The sequence below is a fragment of the Rhizobacter fulvus genome (assembly GCF_964020785.1).
This window is the reverse complement of sequence record NZ_OZ224516.1, coordinates 3067402-3088470: the sequence shown is the minus strand read 5'-3', so window position 1 is coordinate 3088470 and position 21069 is coordinate 3067402. Positions and strand designations below refer to the sequence as shown.

General features: G+C 66.8%; 22 protein-coding genes. 11 read left to right on the top strand and 11 right to left on the bottom strand.

Features of this window, described 5'->3' with window-relative positions:
• Positions 1–3: 3 nt before the first annotated feature.
• Positions 4–636 (bottom strand): PilN domain-containing protein, encoded by a 633-nt coding sequence (locus ACWH49_RS14750; protein WP_448172133.1) that lies wholly within the window; start codon positions 634–636, stop codon positions 4–6.
• On the bottom strand, positions 633–1670 hold the full coding sequence (locus ACWH49_RS14745; RefSeq protein WP_056461153.1) for a pilus assembly protein PilM: 1038 nt from the start codon (positions 1668–1670) through the stop codon (positions 633–635). Before ACWH49_RS14745 ends, ACWH49_RS14750 begins: the two co-directional genes overlap by 4 nt.
• A gap of 315 nt (positions 1671–1985) precedes the next feature.
• On the opposite strand from ACWH49_RS14745, the gene ACWH49_RS14740 reads away from it, so the two are divergent.
• Complete coding sequence (locus ACWH49_RS14740) at positions 1986–4376, top strand: penicillin-binding protein 1A (protein WP_448172132.1); 2391 nt, start codon at positions 1986–1988, stop codon at positions 4374–4376.
• 9 nt (positions 4377–4385) lie between these two features.
• Here ACWH49_RS14740 and cyaY read toward each other — a convergent pair whose 3' ends face one another.
• On the bottom strand, positions 4386–4721 hold the full coding sequence (gene cyaY, locus ACWH49_RS14735) for an iron donor protein CyaY (protein ID WP_448174354.1): 336 nt from the start codon (positions 4719–4721) through the stop codon (positions 4386–4388).
• Between the two features lie 45 nt (positions 4722–4766).
• On the opposite strand from cyaY, the gene lptM reads away from it, so the two are divergent.
• On the top strand, positions 4767–4952 hold the full coding sequence (gene lptM, locus ACWH49_RS14730) for an LPS translocon maturation chaperone LptM (RefSeq protein ID WP_448172131.1): 186 nt from the start codon (positions 4767–4769) through the stop codon (positions 4950–4952).
• Positions 4949–6220, top strand: a complete 1272-nt coding sequence (gene lysA, locus ACWH49_RS14725) for a diaminopimelate decarboxylase (protein ID WP_448172130.1) — start codon at positions 4949–4951, stop codon at positions 6218–6220. Before lptM ends, lysA begins: the two co-directional genes overlap by 4 nt.
• A 6-nt stretch (positions 6221–6226) precedes the next feature.
• Here lysA and ACWH49_RS14720 read toward each other — a convergent pair whose 3' ends face one another.
• From ACWH49_RS14720 to ACWH49_RS14695, 6 genes are all read right to left on the bottom strand, one after another.
• Positions 6227–7273: an ABC transporter ATP-binding protein gene (locus ACWH49_RS14720; protein ID WP_448172129.1), complete on the bottom strand. Its 1047-nt coding sequence runs from the start codon at positions 7271–7273 to the stop codon at positions 6227–6229.
• Positions 7270–8253 (bottom strand): ABC transporter ATP-binding protein, encoded by a 984-nt coding sequence (locus tag ACWH49_RS14715; RefSeq protein WP_448172128.1) that lies wholly within the window; start codon positions 8251–8253, stop codon positions 7270–7272. The genes ACWH49_RS14720 and ACWH49_RS14715 overlap by 4 nt, the downstream gene beginning before the upstream one ends.
• Positions 8254–8264: 11 nt before the next feature.
• Positions 8265–9206, bottom strand: a complete 942-nt coding sequence (locus ACWH49_RS14710) for an ABC transporter permease (protein ID WP_448172127.1) — start codon at positions 9204–9206, stop codon at positions 8265–8267.
• 19 nt (positions 9207–9225) lie between these two features.
• Positions 9226–10800 (bottom strand): ABC transporter substrate-binding protein, encoded by a 1575-nt coding sequence (locus ACWH49_RS14705; protein WP_448172126.1) that lies wholly within the window; start codon positions 10798–10800, stop codon positions 9226–9228.
• 42 nt (positions 10801–10842) lie between these two features.
• Entirely contained in the window at positions 10843–11826 is a 984-nt protein-coding gene (locus ACWH49_RS14700; RefSeq protein WP_448172125.1) for an ABC transporter permease, read from the bottom strand.
• A gap of 201 nt (positions 11827–12027) precedes the next feature.
• Positions 12028–13065: a porin gene (locus ACWH49_RS14695; RefSeq protein ID WP_448172124.1), complete on the bottom strand. Its 1038-nt coding sequence runs from the start codon at positions 13063–13065 to the stop codon at positions 12028–12030.
• Positions 13066–13287: 222 nt separating this feature from the next.
• On the opposite strand from ACWH49_RS14695, the gene coq7 reads away from it, so the two are divergent.
• Positions 13288–13920 carry a 2-polyprenyl-3-methyl-6-methoxy-1,4-benzoquinone monooxygenase gene (gene coq7, locus ACWH49_RS14690; RefSeq protein ID WP_448172123.1) on the top strand — a complete coding sequence of 211 codons (633 nt, stop codon included), beginning with the start codon at positions 13288–13290 and terminating at the stop codon, positions 13918–13920.
• Positions 13921–13923: 3 nt separating this feature from the next.
• Here the strand turns inward: coq7 and ACWH49_RS14685 are convergent, their stop codons facing one another.
• Complete coding sequence (locus tag ACWH49_RS14685; protein ID WP_448172122.1) at positions 13924–14346, bottom strand: OsmC family protein; 423 nt, start codon at positions 14344–14346, stop codon at positions 13924–13926.
• Positions 14347–14638: 292 nt separating this feature from the next.
• Between ACWH49_RS14685 and ilvA the strand changes: the two genes are divergently transcribed.
• Together ilvA and ACWH49_RS14675 are read left to right on the top strand one after the other, a co-directional pair.
• The gene (gene ilvA, locus ACWH49_RS14680; protein ID WP_448172121.1) at positions 14639–16207 is read left to right on the top strand and encodes a threonine ammonia-lyase, biosynthetic; all 1569 of its coding nucleotides are present in this window, start codon (positions 14639–14641) and stop codon (positions 16205–16207) included.
• A gap of 79 nt (positions 16208–16286) precedes the next feature.
• Positions 16287–17360, top strand: coding sequence for a nicotinate-nucleotide--dimethylbenzimidazole phosphoribosyltransferase (locus ACWH49_RS14675; protein ID WP_448172120.1), 1074 nt, complete (start codon positions 16287–16289; stop codon positions 17358–17360).
• Between the two features lie 17 nt (positions 17361–17377).
• Here ACWH49_RS14675 and ACWH49_RS14670 read toward each other — a convergent pair whose 3' ends face one another.
• A complete protein-coding gene (locus ACWH49_RS14670; protein WP_448172119.1) occupies positions 17378–17989 on the bottom strand; it encodes a type II secretion system protein N in 612 nt (203 codons plus the stop codon).
• Positions 17990–18047: 58 nt separating this feature from the next.
• On the opposite strand from ACWH49_RS14670, the gene gspG reads away from it, so the two are divergent.
• Genes gspG through gspK form a run of 5 tightly spaced genes read left to right on the top strand, consistent with a single transcriptional unit; the run spans position 18048 to position 21016 of the window.
• On the top strand, positions 18048–18512 hold the full coding sequence (gspG, locus tag ACWH49_RS14665) for a type II secretion system major pseudopilin GspG (RefSeq protein WP_448172118.1): 465 nt from the start codon (positions 18048–18050) through the stop codon (positions 18510–18512).
• Entirely contained in the window at positions 18512–19018 is a 507-nt protein-coding gene (locus ACWH49_RS14660; protein ID WP_448172117.1) for a pilus assembly FimT family protein, read from the top strand. Before gspG ends, ACWH49_RS14660 begins: the two co-directional genes overlap by 1 nt.
• Entirely contained in the window at positions 19015–19377 is a 363-nt protein-coding gene (gene gspI, locus ACWH49_RS14655; protein WP_056461112.1) for a type II secretion system minor pseudopilin GspI, read from the top strand. The genes ACWH49_RS14660 and gspI overlap by 4 nt, the downstream gene beginning before the upstream one ends.
• Positions 19374–20033, top strand: coding sequence for a prepilin-type N-terminal cleavage/methylation domain-containing protein (locus tag ACWH49_RS14650; protein ID WP_448172116.1), 660 nt, complete (start codon positions 19374–19376; stop codon positions 20031–20033). Before gspI ends, ACWH49_RS14650 begins: the two co-directional genes overlap by 4 nt.
• 5 nt (positions 20034–20038) lie before the next feature.
• A complete protein-coding gene (gene gspK / locus ACWH49_RS14645) occupies positions 20039–21016 on the top strand; it encodes a type II secretion system minor pseudopilin GspK (RefSeq protein ID WP_448172115.1) in 978 nt (325 codons plus the stop codon).
• The last annotated feature ends 53 nt before the right edge of the window (positions 21017–21069 follow it).

Here is a 21069-nt window from a genome sequence, read left to right as displayed (position 1 = left end):
GGGTCAAGCCTTCTTCGCCGCGGCCGCGGCACTGGCCGGGGCGCTGGCAGGGATCGCCTGAGCGGCCGCCTTGTCCTGCGGACGCTTCACGGTCAGACGCATGGAAAAGTCGAACAGGCGCTTCTGCTCGCGATTGGCGCCAGTCACGACCGTGGCCTTGCTTTCGATCAGTTCCGGCTTCACGAGCCACTCGGAGTTGTAGGCGGTGTTGCGCAGAAACTCGGAGATGCGTTCCTGGGTCTGCGCGATGCCGGTGATGTTCAGAATCTGCCCGTCCTGCCTCATGGCGGTGAAGTACATCCCCTCGGGCGTCTGGCGCACGAGCTCGTTCAGGATGTGGACCGGCACGTTGCGGTCCGTCTGCAGATCCTCGACGGCTTTCTGACGCGCCACCAGCGAGGCGATCTCGGCCTTCAGGTTCGCAATGTCCTTGATCTCGAGTTCGAGTTTCGCGATCTCGGTGGCCAGGAACTTGTTGCGGTCCTGCTGCGCCGACTTCAGCTGCTCGACCACGAGGTACCAACCGCCGACGACGCCCAGGCCCACGACGGCCGCCACGCCCAGGCCCGCGAAGAACGCGATCTTGCGGCGCTTGCGTCGTTCTTCCCGGTGCGGGAGTAGATTGATCAGGATCACTGCACGAACCTCCGCATGGCCAGACCGCAGGCCGTGAGATAGGACGGAGCCTCGCGACGAAGCTTGCTCTCACGCACCGCCGAGCCGAGCTTCATGTTCTCGAACGGGTTCACGACCATCGAGGCGAAACCGGTCAGTTCGGTGACGCGGTCCTTGAGGCCGGGCAAGGTGGCCGTGCCGCCCGCCAGCATCACGTAATGCACCTTGTGGTGCGGCGTGCTGGTGAAGAAATACTGCAGCGCCCGGCCGATCTCCTGCGACAGGCTGTCGACGAACGGCGCCAGCAGGGTGGCCTCGTAGTCGTCCGGCAAGTCGGCGGCGAGCTTCTTCTGTTCCGCTTCCTCGTACGAGAAGCCGTACTGGCGCGAGATCAGTTGCGTGAGCTGCGATCCGCCGAACGCCTGGTCGCGGTCGTAGAGCATCTCTTCGTCGCGCAGCACCTTGAGGCTCGTGGTGTCCGCGCCGATCTCGAACAACGCGACGAGCGCATCCTTGCCCTCGTTGGGAAGCGACGCGATCACGCGGCTCATGGCAAGGCGCGACGCGTGCGATTCGATGTCGAGCACCACCGGCGTCAGACCGGCCGCTTCGGCCAGGCCCTGTCGATCCTGCACACGATCCTTGCGCGAGGCCGCGATCAGCACCTCGACATCTCCCACCGAGGTCGGGCTCGGGCCGATCACGCAGAAGTCGAGGCTGACCTCGTCGAGCGAAAACGGAATGTACTGGTTGGCCTCGGTCTCGACCTGCACCTCGAGTTCTTCCTCGCGCAGGCCGGCGGGCAGCATGATCTTCTTGGTGATCACCGCAGACTGCGGCATCGCCATCACGACGTGCCGTGTCTTGGTGCCGCTCTTGGACACCACGCGCTTCACGGCCTCGGCGACCTCGTCGAATTTCTCGATCTGGCCATCGGCAATCCAGCCCTTTTCGAAGCTCTCGACGCCGAACCGCTCGACCACGTATTCGCCGGTTGCCGACTGTCCCAACTCCACGAGCTTCACGCTGGATGAGCTGATGTCCAGCCCGATCATCGGCGGATGTTTGCGGCCCAACAACGTGTCTAGGAAGCTCACGACGCCTTTCCACCAGCTGTGAAGAAACGTGCTGGATTGTTAATAAGTTACTTCAATGCTAGCAGTAAAGCCTTTGTGCCACAAAGAAAAATCCGGTTTGCGGCACGCGCGCTCGTTGCAAAACTCACACGCTAACAAACGTTGCTCGAGGTCGCCGAGCGCATTCTCGAAAGCATTCGGCGGGCCACCCCACGAAGGGCCGAAAAGCGTCACTCCCTGCAAGATCGGCCTCGCCACGGTTTTCTATAATGCGAACTTGCAACGTGGAGTGACATGAGCGAATCCGAGCGCGCGCGCAAGCGCCCTGCCGATGAACCTGCCGCGCGCGGCACCCACCTCCCGCGTTGGGCCCGCTGGGTGAGTCGCAGCGCACTCTGGCTGGTGGGCTTGATCGCGACCGGCGTCATCACGGTCGTCGTGCTGGTCGGGATCGCGCTGTCGGTGGCCTATCCCAACCTGCCGGAGATCGGCGGGCTGATGGATTACCGGCCGAAACTGCCGATGCGGGTGTTCTCGTCCGACGGCGTGTTGCTGGGCGAATACGGCGAGGAGCGACGCAACTTCGTGCCGCTCGCGCAGATTCCCAAGGTCATGCAGCACGCGGTGTTGGCCTCGGAAGACGCGCGGTTCTACGAGCACAGCGGCGTCGACATCAAGGGCGTGCTGCGGGCCGGCCTGGCCCAGTTCAACCGCTCGCGCAGCCAGGGCGCGTCGACGATCACGATGCAGGTCGCGCGCAACTTCTACCTGTCGACCGAGAAGACCTACACCCGCAAGATCTACGAGATGCTGCTGGCCTTCAAGATGGAGAGCCTGCTGACCAAGGACCAGATCCTCGAGGTCTACATGAACCAGATCTTCCTGGGACAGCGGGCCTACGGCTTCGCATCCGCCAGCGAGATCTACTTCGGCAAACCGCTGAAAGACCTGTCGATCGCCGAGGCCGCGATGCTTGCCGGCCTGCCCCAGGCGCCGTCGGCCTACAACCCGATCAACAACCCCGAGCGGGCCAAGAACGGCCAACTGCGGATCCTCGATCGCATGGTCGACAACGGCTACATCACGGCCGAGCAGCGGGACGCCGCGCGCCAAGAGCCGCTGCGCTACCGTGAACCGTCGGAGGTCGCGGTGCACGCCGAGTATGTGGCCGAGGCCGCGCGCCAGCTGATCTTCACCCAGTACGGCGAAGATGCCTACACCCGCGGCCTGAATGTCTACCTGACCCTCAAGTCCGCGGACCAGATGGTGGCGTACCGCGCGCTGCGGCGCGGCATCATGGACTACGAACGGCGCCAGGTTTATCGCGGCCCTGAAGACTATGTCGACCTGCCTGCGGACCCGAAGGAAGTCGACGCCCGCATCGCCGAGGCGCTGCAGGACCACCCGGACAACGACGAACTGAAGGCCGCAATCGCCATCGAGGCGAGCCCGAAGAAGGTGGTGGCGGTGTTGCAGAACGGCGATGCGATCACGATCACCGGCGACGGCCTGAAGCCGGTCACCTCAGGCCTCGCGGTCAAGGGCAACCCCAAGACGCAGATCCGGCCGGGCGCGGTGATCCGTCTGATCCGCGGCACCGGCAAGGACGGCAAGCCCGGCGACTGGAGCATCACGCAACTGCCCGAGGTCGAAGGCGCCTTCGTCGCGATCGACCCACGCACCGGCGCCGTGCGGGCGATGGTCGGCGGGTTCGACTACGCGAAAAACAAGTTCAACCACGTGACGCAGGCCTGGCGCCAGCCGGGTTCGAGCTTCAAGCCGTTCATCTATTCGGCGGCCCTGGAGAAGGGCTTCACGCCCGCCACCGTGGTCAACGACGCGCCCCTGTTCTTCGACGCCGGCTCGACCGGCAGCCAGCCTTGGGAACCCAAGAACTACGACGGCAAGTTCGAGGGGCCGATGACGCTGCGCCGCGGTCTCGAGAAGTCGAAGAACATGATTTCGATCCGCATCCTGCAGTCCATCGGTGCACCTTATGCGCAGAACTGGATCACGCGGTTCGGTTTCGAAGCCGACAAGCACCCTGCCTACCTGCCGATGGCGCTGGGCACCGGTTCGGTCACGCCGCTGCAGATGGCCTCGGCGTACAGCGTGTTCGCCAGCGGCGGCTATCGCGTCAATCCGATGCTGATCAGCAAGATCACCGACAGCAAGGGCCGGGTGCTGAATGAGGCCACGCCGCCGGTGCTCAACGAATCGATGCGCACACTGGATGCACGCAACGCCTTCGTGATGGACTCGCTGCTGAACACCGTGGCGCTGCGCGGCACGGCCGCGGCGGCCCGGCGGGTGCTGAACCGACCCGACATCTACGGCAAGACCGGCACCACCAACGACTCGATCGACACCTGGTTCGCCGGCTTCCAGCCCAGCCTGGTGGCGATCGTCTGGATCGGCTATGACACGCCACGCAAGCTCGGCGACAACGAGACGGGCGGCGGCTTGTCACTGCCGATCTGGATCGAGTACATGAAGCACGCGCTGAACGGCGTGCCGGTCGAGCAGTACCCTGTGCCCGAAGGCGTCGTGAACATCGGCGACGAGTGGTTCTACGAGGAATACACCAGGGGCGCCGGTGTCGCCAGCGTCGGCCTGGAGGACAAACTGCCCGCCGCGCCCGACGAAGAAGAGCGAAAGAGCATCCTCGACCTCTTCAAGCGCTGACGAAAACTGTCATTCGGGGGCCGCGAAACGTAATTGTTGACCGGCCTGCTCGCTCGCACAGGCCGACAAGGCCTCGAAAAACTCGCCGCCGTGGCGCGTGTCGCGCCAGGCGCCGTCGACGAACTTGTAGTGAAAACCCCCGGATCGTGCCGCGAGCCACAGCTCGTGAAGCGGCGGCTGCGTGTTCAGGACGATCTTGCTGCCGTTCGGGAAGCTCATCTCCAGCAGCCCGCCGGTGCGGTGGGTGTCGATGTCGACCACATCGTCCTGCAGCCACCCGTCGATGCGCGCTTCGACGCTCGCCAGCAGGGCGCTGGTGCGCTGATCGTATTCGCTGTCGGTCAAAAGCGTGGGGCTGAGGTCGGCGGGCATGGTCGATAGAATCCGGGAATGTTGCAGCGCAAGATCAGTGTAGCGGCGGCCGCGAAGGCTGCGTCGGCGGTGGGCTCATGTCTCGCGCTGACCGTTTCGCTCACGGCCTGCGGTCAGAAGGGCCCGCTGAGCTTGCCCAAGCCGGCGACGCCCGGCGTCGCCTCCCAACCCGCTTCTGCCCCCCCAACCACCCCTGCCCGATGACCCTGCCCGGCTCCCCGCACATCGCCTATCGCGGCGACGATCTTTACATCGAGGGCCGTTCGGTCGCTGCGCTCGCTCGCGAGCACGGCACACCGCTGTACGCCTACTCGCAGGCGTCGATGCTGGACGCGCTCGCCAGCTACCAGCGCGCACTCACCGGCCGCGATCACCTGATCTGCTACGCCATGAAGGCGAATTCCAGCCTGGCGGTGCTGCAGACCTTCGCGCGTGCCGGTTGCGGGTTCGACATCGTCTCCGGTGGCGAACTCGAGCGCGTCCTCGCGATCGGGGTGCCCGCCACGAAGATCGTGTTCTCGGGCGTCGGCAAGACGCGCGCCGAGATGCGGCGGGCGCTCGAAGCCGGCGTGCTCTGCTTCAACGTCGAGAGCGAGGCGGAGCTGACGCTGCTGTCAGAAATCGCGGCTGCGGTCGGCAAGACCGCCCGCGTGAGCTTGCGCATCAATCCCGATGTCGACGCCGGCACGCACCCCTACATCTCGACCGGCTTGAAGGGCAACAAGTTCGGCATCGCGCACGAAGACGCGCTGGCCAACTACCTGCGTGCCGCCGCGCTGCCCGGCCTCGAGGTCGTCGGCATCGATTGCCACATCGGCTCGCAGATCACCGACGCCGGGCCCTACCTCGACGCACTGGACCGCCTGCTGGAACTGGTCGAGGCGATCGAGGCGCGCGGCATCACGATCCACCACCTCGATCTCGGCGGCGGACTGGGCATCACTTACACCGACGAGGCGCCGCCTTCGGCGGAGGCACTGGTGCGCAGCCTGCTCGAGCGCATCGACGCGCGCGGCCACGGCCATCGCAAGGTGATGTTCGAGCCGGGCCGGTCGCTGGTGGGCAACGCCGGCGTGCTGGTCAGCGAGGTGCTCTACGTGAAGCCGGGCAAGAAGAATTTCTGCATCGTCGATGCGGCGATGAACGACTTGATGCGCCCGGCGATGTACCAGGCCTGGATGAACATCGTGCCGTGCGTGAGGCGGGCCGAGCCCGTGGTGCTGTTCGACGTGGTCGGCCCCGTGTGCGAATCGGGCGACTGGCTCGGCAAGGATCGCGAGCTCGCGGTCCAGGCGGGTGATTTCGTCGCGGTGCTCTCGGCGGGCGCTTACTGCATGAGCATGGCCAGCAACTACAACACGCGTGGCCGCGCCGCCGAAGTGATGGTGGCGGGCGACGCCGCCTGGCTGATCCGCGATCGCGAGCCCGTGGCGGCGCTGTTCGCCGGCGAGCACCTCCTGCCCACCGGCTGACCGCCGCTAGATCCGGCCTTCTTCCACCCCGTGGCACGCGATCAGCGCGCCACCGAACATCTTCAGCGCCGGCCGCTCGGCCTTGCAGCGCGCATTCGCATGCGGGCAGCGGGGGTGGAAGCTGCAGCCGCTCGGCGGATTCAGCGGGTTCGGCACCTCGCCCTGCACGGGCGTACGGGCGCGACCGCTCATGTGAATGTCCGGAATCGCATCGAGCAGCATCCGCGTGTACGGGTGCCGCGGGCCGCCGAACAGGTCGGCCTTGTCGGCGAGCTCGACGATCCGGCCCAGGTACATCACGCCGACATGGTCGCTCACGTGGCGTACGACCGCGAGGTTGTGGGAGATGAACAGGTAGGTCAGGCCCTGCTCGCGCTGCAGGTCCTTCATGATGTTGAGCACCTGCGCCTGCACCGACACATCGAGCGCGGAGGTCGGCTCGTCGCAGACCAGGAACTCGGGTTGCGTCGCCAGCGCGCGGGCGATCGAGATCCGCTGACGCTGACCGCCGGAGAACTGGTGCGGGAACTTCTCGACGTCGGCCGCCGCGAGGCCCACCGATTGGAGCAACTGTGCGACGCGCACTCGCATCTCGTCCTTGGTCGCGGCCGTGCCGGAGCCGCTCGCGGTCTGCAGCAGGCCGTGCTCCTTCAGGGGCTCGCCGACGATGTCGGCCACCTTCCAGCGCGGATTCAGGCTCGCGTAGGGGTCCTGGAAGATCATCTGCATGCGGCGACGCAGCGCGAGCGCGTTCTTGGAACGGAACGTCGCTGCGGTGTCGACGCCGTCGAACTCGACCCGGCCCTGGGTCGGCGCGTAGAGACCCACCAGCAAACGCGCGACCGTGCTCTTGCCGCAGCCGGATTCACCGACCAGCGCCAGCGTCTTGCCGCGCTGGATCGAGAAGCTGATGCCGTCGACCGCGTGCACGAACTGGCGCGGTTGGCGCTCGATCATGCGGTTGAGCCACGGCGCCGACACGTCGAAGGTCTTCGCGAGATCGTGCACCTGCACGAGCGGCGCGCTCGGGTCGGGCTTCAGCACCGCGCTCATGCCGCCTCCTGCAGTTCAGGCGCGTGCAGCCAGCAGGCAGCGCGTGTTGCGCCCGCCGGCAGCAGGTCGGGCCGCTCCACGCGACAGCGATCGAACGCGCGCGGACAGCGCGGGTTGAACGCACATCCGGCCGGGATCGCCGTGAGCCGCGGCATCGCGCCATCGATCTGCAGCAGGCGCTCGCGGTCCTCGTCCATGGCGGGAATCGAACCCATCAGGCCGACCGTGTAAGGGTGAGCCGGGGCGTGGATCACATCGTGCACCGGGCCGATCTCGGCGATGCGGCCGGCGTACATCACGGCCACGCGGTCGCAGGTCTCGGCGATCACGCCCATGTCGTGGGTGACCAGCATCACCGCCGCGCCGTGTTCCTTGCACAGGCGCTTCAGCAGTGAAATGATCTGCGCCTGGATCGAGACGTCGAGCGCGGTGGTGGGCTCGTCCGCGACGATCAGCTTCGGCTCGGCCGCCAGCGCGAGCGCGATCACGACGCGCTGACGCATGCCGCCCGAGAATTGATGCGGATACTGGTCGATGCGCGCCTCGGCAGCCGGAATGCCGGTCTCCTGCAGCAGGTGGATGGCGCGCTTGCGGGCCTCGTCTGGGCTGAGTGGCAGGTGCGTCATGATCGTCTCGACGAGTTGCCGCCCGACCGTGTACAGCGGGTTCAACGACGTCAGCGGGTCCTGGAAGATCGCGCCGATGTGGCGCCCGCGGACCTTGCGCATCTCCTCGTACGGCAGGTTGTCGATGCGGCGGCCGCCGAACAGGATCTCGCCCGAGGCGACCCGGCCGGGCGGATCGAGCAGGCCGATGATCGCCGCGCCGGTCAACGATTTGCCGGCGCCGGACTCGCCGACGACGCCGAGGATCTCGCCCGGCGCGATCTGGAACGAGACGTCGTCGAGCGCGACGAGCCTGCCGCGGCGGGTCGGAAATTCGACGCGCAGGTTGCGGACTTCGAGCAGCGGGTGGGTCATGGTCGGTCCCCTCACCGCAGGCGCGGGTTCAGCGCGTCACGCAGCCAGTCGCCGAACAGGTTCATGCTCAGCGCGATCAGCAGCAGCATCGTGCCCGGGAAGATCACCAGCCACCAGGCGCCGCTGAACAGTTGCTTGTTGCCCTCGTTGATGAAGGTGCCCAGCGATGGCGAGGTCGGTGACACGCCGACGCCGAGGAACGACAGCGTCGCCTCGGTCTGGATCGCGAGTGCGAGGTGGATCGTGGCCAGCACCAGCACCGGACCCAGCACGTTGGGCAGCACGTGGCGGATCATGATGCGAATCGGCGGCACGCCGACGACGCGCGCCGCCTGCACGTACTCCTTGCTGCGCTCGACCATCGTCGAGCCGCGCACCGTGCGCGCGTACTGCACCCACCCCGGCAGCGCGATCGCCAGGATCAGCACGCCGAAGGCCAGCGAGTCGTGCGCCTGCGGGAACAGCGCGCGACCGACGCCGGCGATCAGCAGCGCGATCAGGATCGACGGGAACGACAGCATCACGTCGCAGACCCGCATGATGAAGCCGTCGATGCGCCCGCCCGCATAGCCGGACAATAGACCGAGCGACACGCCGATCAGCATCGACACCAGCACCGATGCGCCCCCGATCAGCAGCGAGATGCGCGCCCCGTACATCAGCGCGGAGAGCACGTCACGGCCCTGCTCGTCGGTGCCGAGCAGGTACTTGGCCTGTCCACCCTCCATCCACGCCGGCGGCAGCATCGAATCGCTGAGCTCGAGCGTGGCCAGATCGAACGGGTTGTGCGGCGCGATCACGCCGGCGAACAGCGCGACGATCATGCAACCCAGCGCAACCAGCGCCGCGCCGATCGCCATCGGCGAGGTGCGAAACGAGTGCCAGAAATCGCCGTCGAAGAAGCGCGCCCAGGCACTGGGCGCCGCAGTGGCGGGCGAAGAAGAAGCGTTCACGATGCGCGGCTGCAATCGATCACTTGGCCTTCATCGACACCCACTTGAAGTACATGTAGTTGGTGGGCAGCTGCGTCAGCGTCACGTTCTTGTTGTAGGCCCAGGCCAGTGCCTGCTGGTGCAGCGGGATGTGACCGACGTCGTCGGTGTGCACCTTGAAGGCCTCGCGAATCATTTCGTCGCGCTTGGTCTTGTCGGTCTCGGTCTGGATCTTCGTGGTCAGCTCGTCGAGCTTGGCATTGCTGTACGCGCCGAGGTTGTACTGGCCCTGACCCTTGTCCGTCGGCGTGGCCATCAGGTTGTAGAGCGCGTCGTGCGCATCGGCGGTGCTCGGCGTCCAGCCGAGCAGGTAGAAGCTGGTATCGCGGCGCAGGATCTTCGGGAAGTAGCTGACCTTGGTCTCGGTCTGCAGGTTCACCTTGACGCCGATGCGCGCGAGGTTGGCGGCGACGGCCTGGCAGATCGCCGCGTCATTCACGTAGCGGTCGTTCGGGCAGTTCATGCCGACCTCGAAGCCGCTCGGATAGCCGGCGTCGGCCAGCAGCTTCTTGGCCGCGTCCACGTCGTACGGCAGGCGCTTGTTCATCTCGGGCATGAAACCGCGCACGCCCGGGCCGATCATCAACGCGGTCGGCGCCGCTGCGCCGCGCATCACGCGTGCCTTGATCGTCTCTTCGTCGATCGCCTGGTAGAAGGCCTGGCGAACGCGCTTGTCCTTGAACGGGTTCTTGCCCTTCACGCTGCTGTTCAACAGTTCATCTCGCTTCTGGTCCATGCCCAGGAAGATCGTGCGCAGTTCGGGGCCTTGCAGGACGGTCAGATTAGGGCTGCCCTTGATGCGCTCGACGTCCTGGAGCGGCACCGGCTCCATCACATCGGACTCGCCCGACAGCAGCGCCGCGACGCGCGTGGCGTCGTTGCCGATCGGCGTGAACACGACCTCGTCGAGGTTACTCTCGACCTTGTCCCAGTAGTTGAAGTTGCGCACGATCACCGTGCGCACCGAAGGCTGGCGCTCCTTCAGCCGGAACGGACCGGTGCCATTGGCCTTGAAGCTGGCGGTGTTCTCCACGCCCTTGCGACGGTCGACCGGGCGCTCCGCCTTGTTCTCCTCGCACCACTTCTTGCTCATGATCGCGAACACGGTCAGCGTGTCCGGCAGGATTGGGAACGGCGCCACCGTCTCGATCTCGACCACCGAGTCGCTGACCTTGCGCACGTCCTTCACCGGTGCCACATAGCCACGCATGTCGCTGCCGGCGTCGGCCGCGCGTTTGAAGCTGAAGATCACGTCGTCGGCGGTGAACGGCGTGCCATCGTGAAACTTGACGCCCTTGCGCAGCTCGAAGCGCCAGACCGTCGGCGAGGTCTGTGACCACTTGGTGGCGAGCAGGGGCTGCACCGACATGTCCTTGCCGCGGCCGACCAGCGACTCGTAGACGCTGCCCATGAAGCTCAGCTGCAGCGATTCGTTCAGCGAGTGCGGGTCCATCGACTGCACGTCGCCCTGGTTCGACACGCGCAAGGTCACGGCCTGGGCGGCACCGACAGCCAGCGCTGCCGCGGCGATCACGAGGTTTTTCTTGAAGTTCATGGAGTCTCCTGGACGAAAGGGGATGCGAGGGAGGGTGGCCGCTCAGTGCGCAGCAGCCGACTTCTCGACCCGCAGGCGCGGATCGACGACGAAATAGAGCATGTCCACCGCGAGGTTGATCACGACGAAGATCAATGCGATCAGGCACAGGTAGGCCGCCATCACCGGGATGTCGGCAAAGGTCACGGCCTGGATGAACAGCAGGCCCATACCGGGCCACTGGAACACCGTCTCGGTGATGATTGCAAACGCGATCAGCCCGCCCAGTTGCAAACCGGTGATCGTGATGACCGGCACGAGCGTGTTGCGCAGTGCGTGGCCGAAGTAGACCACCCGGTTCGGAAGTCCGCGTGCGCGCGCGAACTTGATGTAGTCGGCGCGCAGCACTTCCAGCATCTCGGAGCGGACGAGCCGCATGATCAGCGTCAGCTGGAACACCGCGAGCGTGATCGACGGCAGGATCAGGTGCTTCCAGCCGTCGACGGTCAGGAATCCGGTGCTCCACTGGCCGAGCATCGTCACCTCACCGCGGCCGAAGCTGGGCAGCCACTTCAGCGTCACGGCAAAGACCAGGATCAGCAGGATGCCAATCAGGAACACCGGCAAGGACACGCCGAGCAGCGAGATCGTCATCAAAGCCTGGGACAGAAAACTGCCGCGACGCAGCGCGGCGTAAACGCCCATCGGAATGCCCAGCAGCAGCGCCAGAGACGCAGCGACGAAAGCCAGTTCGAGCGTTGCCGGCAGACGCTCCGCGATTAGGGAAGAGACCTTGCGCCCTTGCCTCAAGCTCAGGCCGAACTCGCCCCGGACCGCATTGCCGACGAAACGCGCGAACTGGAGCGGAAAGGGCTTGTCCAGTCCAAGGTCGACGCGCAATTGCGCGCGCTGCTCCGGCGTCGCGTCCTGACCGAGGATGTTGTTGACCGGGTCGCCGACATACTGGAACAGCATGAACGCGATGAAGGCCACCGTGAGCATCACGATGACAGCTTGGAAGAGGCGGCGCAGGACGAAAACAAGCATCGGGGAGTTGCGGGTTCAGTGCAGTGCTCACTGACGCAAGCGGTGTGCGATCAGAGCAAAACGCGAGCCAGCCGTCAAAGGGGAATGCACCGATACGGTGATCGGAACGTTCGAGTGGGGGGCAGAAAAGGGGCCCAAAAAAAAGCCGCCCGAAGGCGGCTTTCTGATTCTGACGACTGCTGGCACCAGGCCAGCGGGCGATCAGAAAAAGTGACGCAGACCGACTTCGGCGCCCGACGACTTGCCGCCGAAGGTCGGAGCTGCCGTTTGCGCGGCGCTGACCGACAGACGCGAGACGTTGCCGTTCTTCAGGTGCGAGTAGGTCGTGTAGACGGCCGTGCGCTTCGACAGGTTGTAGACATAGCCGACCTTGAACTGGTCGACCTTGTTGTCGACGCCGCTGCCGGTCAGCTTGCTGCGGTCGTAGCCAGCGTGGATTTCGCCTTGGCCGAGCGGCACAACGCCGCTGAACGAGAAGCGGTTCTCGCGGAACGAGCCCACGGTGTCGCGGTCGAAGTAGCCCATCAGCTTGACGACGCCGAGGTCGTACGAACCGCCGATGTTCCAGGTCTTCTGCTCGGCAGCGCCGCTTTGGAAGCGCTGTTGGGCATACGCTGCAGCGATGTCGAACGGGCCTGCGGCGAAGCCGATGCGGCCGCCAAGGTAACGACCCGGGTTGTTGCCGACGGTCGTGCCGTACAGCGACGGACCCGTGCCGCCTTCGCTGGCAGCGGCCATGAACTGGCCGTAGACGCCACCGATGCCGGACGGCAGGAAGTAGCCGATCGAGTTGTTGGCGCGCACGAACGTGGCGGTCGGCAGCTGCAGAACGTGGCTCGAGTCGCCCACGCCGTTGGTGCCGAAGGCATCAAAAATCGTGTTGTTCCAGAACGTCGGGGTGTAGTCACGGCCGAGGCGGACTTCACCGAAACCGCCCATCAGGCTGACGGTGGCACGGCGATTGAAGAACTGCGCGTTCGTGGTGCCCGAGTCGGCGTTGACACCGGCCAGCAGGACGAAGCCGGCCTTGAGGCCGCCACCGAGGTCTTCGATGCCCTTGAAGCCCAGCTGGCTGCTGTTGATGCCGTCTTGGCTCAGCGAGTAGCGACGCGCAGAGCCGTCATTCTTGACGTACTTGGCGTTCAGGTCGACCGTTCCGTAGAGGCTGACCGACGATTGGGCCGATGCGACACCGGCGAAAGCGCCCAGAACTGCGAGAGCGAGCAGAGATTTTTTCATTGCAACTATCTCCTAGGTTGAACAAGAGGTCCCGATCACGAATCACCCTCGTTGGGCAGATCAGGCACAACCCCCTCAGCGGAAGTTGTACGTATTGCACCAGAGGGGCCGGGTACTGGAAAGCCTTGGCGGGCAAAAAAGGACTTTATGTTGTCTCAGCACAACGAGCTTGCCGGCACCTTCGCTGCGTTATTCTGGCCACCTGTTTACCTCGTTGATCGCATGACCGAGACCCTGATCGACCCCCTCCTGAACGCCGCCGACAGCGCGCTCCGGACGCTCTCCGGCGCGGACACGGCAGCCCGCCCGCGACCGATCGCGAAGGCGGCGCCGGTCGAGCTGGACGCCGCCCAACGCCGCCTGTCCGGCGCGCTGATGCGGGTCAACCATGTCGGCGAGGTCTGCGCCCAAGCGCTCTACAACGCGCAGGCGCTCACCACCCGCGACCCCGCGCTGCGTCGCCAGTTCGAGCACGCGGCGCGCGAAGAGACCGACCACCTCGCCTGGACGCAGGAACGGCTGCGCGAGTTGAACGCCCGGCCCAGCCTGCTCAATCCCCTTTGGTATGCCGGTTCGTTCGCGATCGGGCTGCTGGCAGGGCGCGCCGGCGACGCGGTCAGCCTGGGCTTCGTCGACGAAACCGAACGTCAGGTGGAGCAGCACCTCGACAGCCACTTGCAACGTCTGCCGACCGATGACACCGCGTCACGCGCCATCGTCTCGCAGATGAAGCAGGACGAGGCGCGCCATGGCGCCGAAGCGCGCGCGGCCGGTGCCGCGCCGCTGCCGGCACCGGTTCGATGGGCGATGCGGCTCGCGTCCAAGGTCATGACGAGCACCGCCTACCGCATCTGAACCTCAGGCTGCCCGGATCTCGAAGCTGGTCGTGATCTCGGCCGTCTTCTCCAGCATGATGGTCGCCGAGCAGTACTTCTCGTGCGACATCTTCACCGCCCGCTCGACCACGGCCTCCTCCAGCGCCGGCCCCGTGACCACGAAGTGCAGGTGGATCTTCGTGAACACCTTCGGATCGGTCGGCGCGCGCTCCGAGGTCACGACGACCTGGCAGCCGCGCACATCGTGGCGGCCGCGGTGCAGGATCAGCACCACGTCGTAGGCGGTGCAACCGCCGGTGCCTGCGAGCACGGTCTCCATCGGACGGGGCGCCAGGTTTCGGCCGCCGCCATCGGGCGCACCGTCCATCATCAGCAGGTGGCCACTGCCCGTTTCGGCCGAGAACGCCATGCCGCTGGCTGGCATCCAGTTGATCGTGCACTGCATCGTCTTGTCCTCCCGGTCCGGCACCGATTGCGGAACCCTCGCATCGATTGTGCACACGCCGGCGACGCGGGTGGAGCGCCTGCTCTAAATGCATTCCCCTGATTTATTGCAGCGCAGCAAAAAACGTTCTACACTCGTCCGCATGCGGTGATCGATGCCGATCGGCTCTCACCCGAACGTTTGTCTCCTCCACCTCCTCCATTGGTGGATTCAGCCCAAGGCAGCAATGCCTTGGGCTTTTTTCTGCCCGTATGATGCAGCGCCGCAAAAGCCTGATCCGGAGACAACGCGCATGGCCGCCCCGAAGACCAAGACCGCCGCGCCCGTCGCGAAGTCGAACACCCCGCTCACGCTCGCCGACTACCTCCAGAAGATCCTGACCGCTCGGGTCTACGACGTGGCCATCGAGACGGCGCTCGAGCCGGCCCGCAACCTTTCGGCACGGCTGGCCAACCAGGTGTTGCTGAAGCGCGAGGACACGCAGCCGGTTTTCAGCTTCAAGTTGCGAGGCGCGTACAACAAGATGGCCCACCTGGCGCCGGCGCGGCTCAAGCGCGGCGTGATCTGCGCGTCGGCCGGCAACCACGCCCAGGGCGTGGCGCTGGCCGCCAAGCGCCTGGGCTGCAAGGCGCTGATCGTGATGCCGGTGACGACGCCGCAGGTCAAGGTCGACGCGGTGCGCTCCCATGGCGGCGAGGTCGTGCTGTTCGGCGAGAGCTATTCCGACGCTTACCTGCACGCCCTCGAGCTCGAAGCCAAGCGCGGCCTGACCTTCGTCCACCCATTCGACGACCCCGACGTGATCGCCGGCCAGGGCACGATCGCGATGGAAATCCTGCGCCAGCACCAGGCGCCGATCGACGCGATCTTCGTCGCGATCGGCGGCGGCGGCCTGATCTCCGGCGTGGCGGCGTACATCAAGTCGGTGCGTCCCGAGATCAAGGTGATCGGCGTGCAGACCCACGATTCCGACGCGATGCTGCGCTCGGTCAAGTCGGGCAAGCGCGTGCAGCTGCACGACGTGGGCCTGTTCGCCGATGGCACGGCCGTCAAGCTGGTCGGCCAGGAGACCTTCCGCCTCGCGCGCGAGCTCGTCGACGAGTACGTGGTCGTCGACACCGACGCCGCCTGCGCCGCGATCAAGGACGTGTTCCAGGACACGCGCAGCATCCTCGAACCGTCGGGTGCCCTGGGCGTCGCGGCGATCAAGCAGTACGTCGAGACGCACAAGTGCAAGGGCAAGACCTTCGTCGCGATCACCTGCGGCGCCAACATGAACTTCGACCGCCTGCGTTTCGTCGCCGAACGCGCGGAAGTCGGCGAGGAGCGCGAGGCGCTGTTCGCGGTGACGATTCCCGAGGAGCGCGGCAGCTTCAGGCGCTTCTGCGAGTTGCTGGGCCCGCGTGCGGTGACCGAGTTCAACTACCGCATCTCCGATGCGAAGCAGGCCCATGTGTTCGTCGGCCTCGCGACGACCAAGCGTGCCGAGTCGACCACGCTCGCCAAGCAGTTCAAGCGCCACGGCTTCGACACGCTGGACCTGACCGGCGACGAATTGGCCAAGGAACACGTGCGCCACATGGTCGGGGGTCGCAGCAGCCTGGCGCAGGACGAACGCCTTTACCGCTTCGTGTTCCCGGAGCGCCCGGGTGCGCTGATGCGCTTCCTGTCGAGCATGCATCCGGGCTGGAACATCACGCTGTTCCACTACCGCAACCAGGGCGCGGATTACGGGCGCATCCTCGTCGGCATCCAGGTGCCGCGGGCCGACAAAAAGGCGTTCAAGGCCTTCCTCGAAACCCTGGCGTACCCGTGCGAGGACGAGACCGACAACCCGGTCTATCGGTTGTTTCTGCGCTGAGGCCGGCGCGGGCTCGTTGCCGCGGCGCGGTGCGGGCCTCACAATCCCGGCGTCGTTGAGACTTCTCGAACACGCACCCATGTCGGTCAATCGCTCGCTGATCTCTGCCACGTCGAACCCGCTGCTCGAGCAGGCTCTGCGCCAGAAGCTCGCGCGGCGCGCCGAGACCACCGGCAGCCTCGGCGAATTGGAAGCACTCGCGGTGCGGCTCGGCCTGATCCAGAACACGCTGAAGCCGCGCTTTCGCACGCCGCAATTGGCGATCTTCGCGTCCGACCACGGCCTGGCCGTCGAGGGCCTGAGCGCTGCCGGCGGCCAGTCGACGGCGCTGCTCGCGCACCAGCTGCTGACTTCGCAACTGCCGGTGGCGGTCTTCGCCCGCATCCAGGGCCTCGAACTCTCGGTCGTCGACTGCGGCATCGCCGAATCGGTGAATCCGCACGCCCGGCTGCTCGCCCGCAAGATCGCCCACGGGACCCGCAACGCGCGCGTTACCGCCGCGATGTCGCTCGACCAGGCCCATGCAGCCATCCGGGCGGGCATGGAAATCGCCGATTCGCTGGTCGGCAACGTCGTTGTGTGCGCCGGCATCGGCGTCGGCTCGCACGCAAGCGCGGCGCTGGTGCTGTCGCGCCTGTCCGGCGCCAACCTCAGCGATTTGCTGATCGAGGGCCCCGACATGGAGGAGGCCCACCTGTCCCACCTGCTCGCCGTGCTGCAGACGGCCCAGGCCCGGCATCGCGACGTCAGCGACCCCGTGGAAGTGCTCGCCGCTTTCGGCGGGTTCGAGATGGCGATGATGGTCGGCGTGATGCTGGTCGCCGGCAGCAAGCGGCACCTGATCGTCGTTGACGGCATGCCGGCCTGTGCGGCGCTGATGGTCGCGGCGCGCATCGCGCCGGCCGTCACCGACTACTGCATCTACTGCCGCAGCCACAGTCACGAGGGGCTGGACCAGGCGCTGGCGCTGTTCCACGCCTCCGCGCTGCTCGAACTCGGCATGGAGAGCACCGATGGCACGGGGGCCACGCTGGCCTGGCCGCTGGTGCGCAGCGCTGCGGCGCTGCTGACCGAAGTGGCCGAAGGCGAAGAACCCGGCCCGACCCACCCCGGCTCGATCACCACCACGGACCTGCCGGCGACGACGCTCTGAGAGCGCCGGTCACCCGCTCACTGCGTCGGCGCGTTCGACTCGGGCCGGTTGACGGGCGGCGCCTGCGGCGGCGGCGGCACGGCCAGCGGCGGCGCGGGCGGCACATACTGCGGCACCGGCGCGGACGGCGCCAGCGGCGCGCCAGCACCACCCCCGATGTTGATCGGCAGCGTGCCCGTGGCGGCGGCCGCCAGCGGCGGCAGCTCGAGCGTGATGGTGGGTGCGCCCTGGGTCGGGCCGATCGACACGGTGCGCAGGCTGACCGACTGCAGCACCAGGTCGTTGTCCACCCGCGCGCCCACCGGATACGCCTTGGCCATCTTGCCGTCGACCGCGATCAGCGCGACGCCGTGCGTCGAGGACGAAGCGGTGGTCGACGCGTATTTCGGCGCGACGATGCCGAGCAGCTTGAAGCGGCTCGCGGCCTGGGGCGTTGCCACAGCCGCGGGCGCCGCGACCGGCGCGCTGCCGAGCAGGCGGGTCAGGTCGCCGCGCACCGCCGCGGTGTCGCCGACTGGCACGGCGTAGGCCGGCGCCACCGGCGCGCGGACGAACAGGCGCAAGCCCCAGAACACCGCGGTGGCGGCGACCAGAGCCCATATCACGAACGCTGACAGACGGGCGAGCATGCACGATTATGATTCAACCGACTTCAAACACCGGCCTCGCTGCCGGCAGGAAATTGCCATGACGTTGGTTCTCCACCTCGGCACCCGGCGCCGCGCCCGTGCACTCGCCGGCCGCCGACCGCGCGGCTTCACGCTGATCGAGCTGATGGTCGTGCTGGTCATCATCGGCGTGCTCGCCGCGCTGATCGTGCCCAACGTGCTCGAACGCGCCGACGATGCGCGTGTCACCGCCGCCCGCACCGACGTGAACAACCTGATGCAGGCCCTCAAGCTCTACAAGCTCGACAACCAACGCTACCCGAGCGCCGAGCAAGGCCTGAACGCGCTGGTCGCGAAGCCGACCGCCGGCGCGATCCCTCCGAACTGGAAGCCGTATCTCGACAAGCTGCCGAACGACCCCTGGGGCCACGCCTACCAATATGCGAACCCGGGCCTGAAGGGCGAGATCGACGTCTACAGCTTCGGCGCCGACGGCGTGATCGGCGGCGAAGCGAAGAACGCCGACATCGGTTCCTGGCAGTGATGAACCCGCTCGTCGAACACGAACGTTCGACGATCCCGCGCCGCGCCGCGCGGCGCGGCGGCGGCTTCACGCTGATCGAGCTGATGGTCGTGGTCGCCCTGATCGCGATCGCCAGCGCGGTGGCCAGCCTCGCGCTGCGCGACCCCGCGTCGACCCGGCTCGAACACGAAGGCGCCCGGCTGGTCGCCTTGCTGGAGTCGGCGCGGACCGAGGCCCGAGCGTCCGGCCTGACGGCCAGCTGGGAACCTCGGCCTGCGCAGGAAGGTGCGGAGGGCTTCCGCTTCGTCGGCTTCCCGCCGTCCTCGCAACTTCCCTCGAACTGGCTCGTGCCGGGCGTCCGCGCCGAGGTCATGGGCGCACGCGCGGTGCTGCTCGGCCCCGAACCGCTGATCGGCGCGCAGCGCATCGTGCTGCGGCTGGACGACCAGGCCCTGACCCTGGCCACCGACGGCCTCGGCCCGTTCGTCGTGGTGGACAACAGCACGCCCGTGGCGGGTCGGTCATGATCCGCTGGCGCGACCGCGGCTTCACGCTGATCGAAGTGATGGTCGCGCTGGCAATCGTCGCGATCACCCTCGGCGCCGGCATCAAGGCGGCTGGCGCGCTGACCGGCAACACCCAGCGCCTGGCCGACACCAGCGCCGCCCAGTGGTGCGCCGACAACCAGCTCACCGGCCTGCGCCTGAGCAAGCTGACGCCACCGATCGGCGACTCCGACTTCAGTTGCGTCGAGCTCGGCGTGACCTACCAGGGCCGGCTGTCGGTGCGACCGACGCCGAACCCGCTGTTCGTCAACGTCGATGCGCTGGTCGCCGACGCCAACGGCCAGGCGATCCTGAACCTGACGACGGTGCTGCGCAAATGAGCACCCCCGCAGCCGGCCGGCGACTCCAGGGCTTCACGCTTGTCGAAGTCCTGGTGGCGATGGTCGTGATGGCGATCATGGCGGTGATGGCCTGGCAGGGTGTCGACGGCATCGTCCGCACCCGCGACGCCAGCCAGGCGCGGCTCGAACAGACGCTGCGGCTGAACACCGTGATGGCGCAGTGGGAACAGGACCTGGCGTCGATGCAGGAAAGCCTGACCGTGCCCTACACGGTCGCCTGCGACGGGGCTTCGGTACGGATCGTGCGCCGCACGCCCGATGGCTTGCAGATCGTCGCGTGGAGCTTCCGGCCCGACGAAAACGGCGGCGGCGCCTGGGTGCGCTGGGCCGGGCCGTCGGTCACGACCACCGGCGAGTTGCAGGACAGCTGGCTGCGCAGCCTGCAGCTGCAAGGCACGGAGGTCGGCTCGCTGAAGACGCTCACCGGACTTCTCGGCTGGCAGGTGTATTTCTACCAGGGCAACGGCTGGGCCAACTGCCAGTCCACCGGCAACGTCGGAACCGTCGGCGGCACCACCACCGGCACGCCGGCGCCGCGCATCAAGCCGCCGGATGGGGTGCGGATCGTCCTCAGCTTCGCGCCCGGCAGCGGGCTGAGCGGCGACCTGACGCGCGACACGCTGCTGACGCCGTGAACGTCATGAGCGCTGCGAATCGCCGCCCTTCGCGCCCGCCAACGCGTCGCCAGCGCGGTGCCGCGCTGCTCACCGCGATGATCATCGTCACGCTGGTCGCGACGCTGGCCACGGCGATGGTCTGGCAGCAGTGGCGCGCGGTGCAGGTCGAGTCGGCCGAGCGCGCCCGGGCGCAGGCGGCGTGGATCCTGTCCGGCGCGCTTGACTTCGCACGCCTCATCCTGCGGGAGGACCAGAAGAGCGGCAAGCCGACCGCCCTGACCGAACCGTGGGCGACGCCCCTGGCCGAATCGCGGCTGTCGACCTTTCTCGCGATCGACAAGTCCAACGCCGACGACGGACCCGAGGCGTTTCTATCGGGCACGATCACCGACGCCCAAGCGCGCTACAACCTCTACAACCTGATCGTGCCCGGCGACGCGCAGTCGCCGCAGAAGATCGATCCGCCGGAACTGCAGACGCTGAAGCGCCTGTGCCTAAACATCGGTCTCGACGCCGGCATCGCCGACCGCATCGCGAACGGGCTGCTCGACGCCCGGATGGCGTCGACCGGCGCCGCACCGCTGTTGCCGCAAAGCGTCGCGCAGCTGCGCTGGTTCGGCATCGACGCCACCGCGGTTCAGACGCTGCAGGGCTATGTCGTGCTGCTGCCCGCCCCGACCAAGGTCAATGTGAACACCGCGTCGAAGGAGGTGCTCGCCGCCGCGATCGAGGAGATGGATCTGGCAAGCGCCGAGCGGGTGGTGCAGATGCGCCAACGGGCCCCGTTCAAGACCCTGAAGAGCTTCAGCGACGCGGCCGGGCTGGCCGAGATCAAGGGCCGGGTCGACGTCTTGAGTTCAGGCTTTTTCGAGGTGCGGGGCCGGCTGCGCCTCATCGACCGGGTGCTGGTCGAGCGCTCGCTGGTCCACCGCTTGCCGAACGGCCAGATCAGCGTCCTGCTGCGCGAGCGCATCGCCAGCCTCGAGCAGGTCGGCACATGAGCCCCGGCGCGCCTGCTGCCAGCACGCTACAACAACGAGCTCTAAGTCGTTGA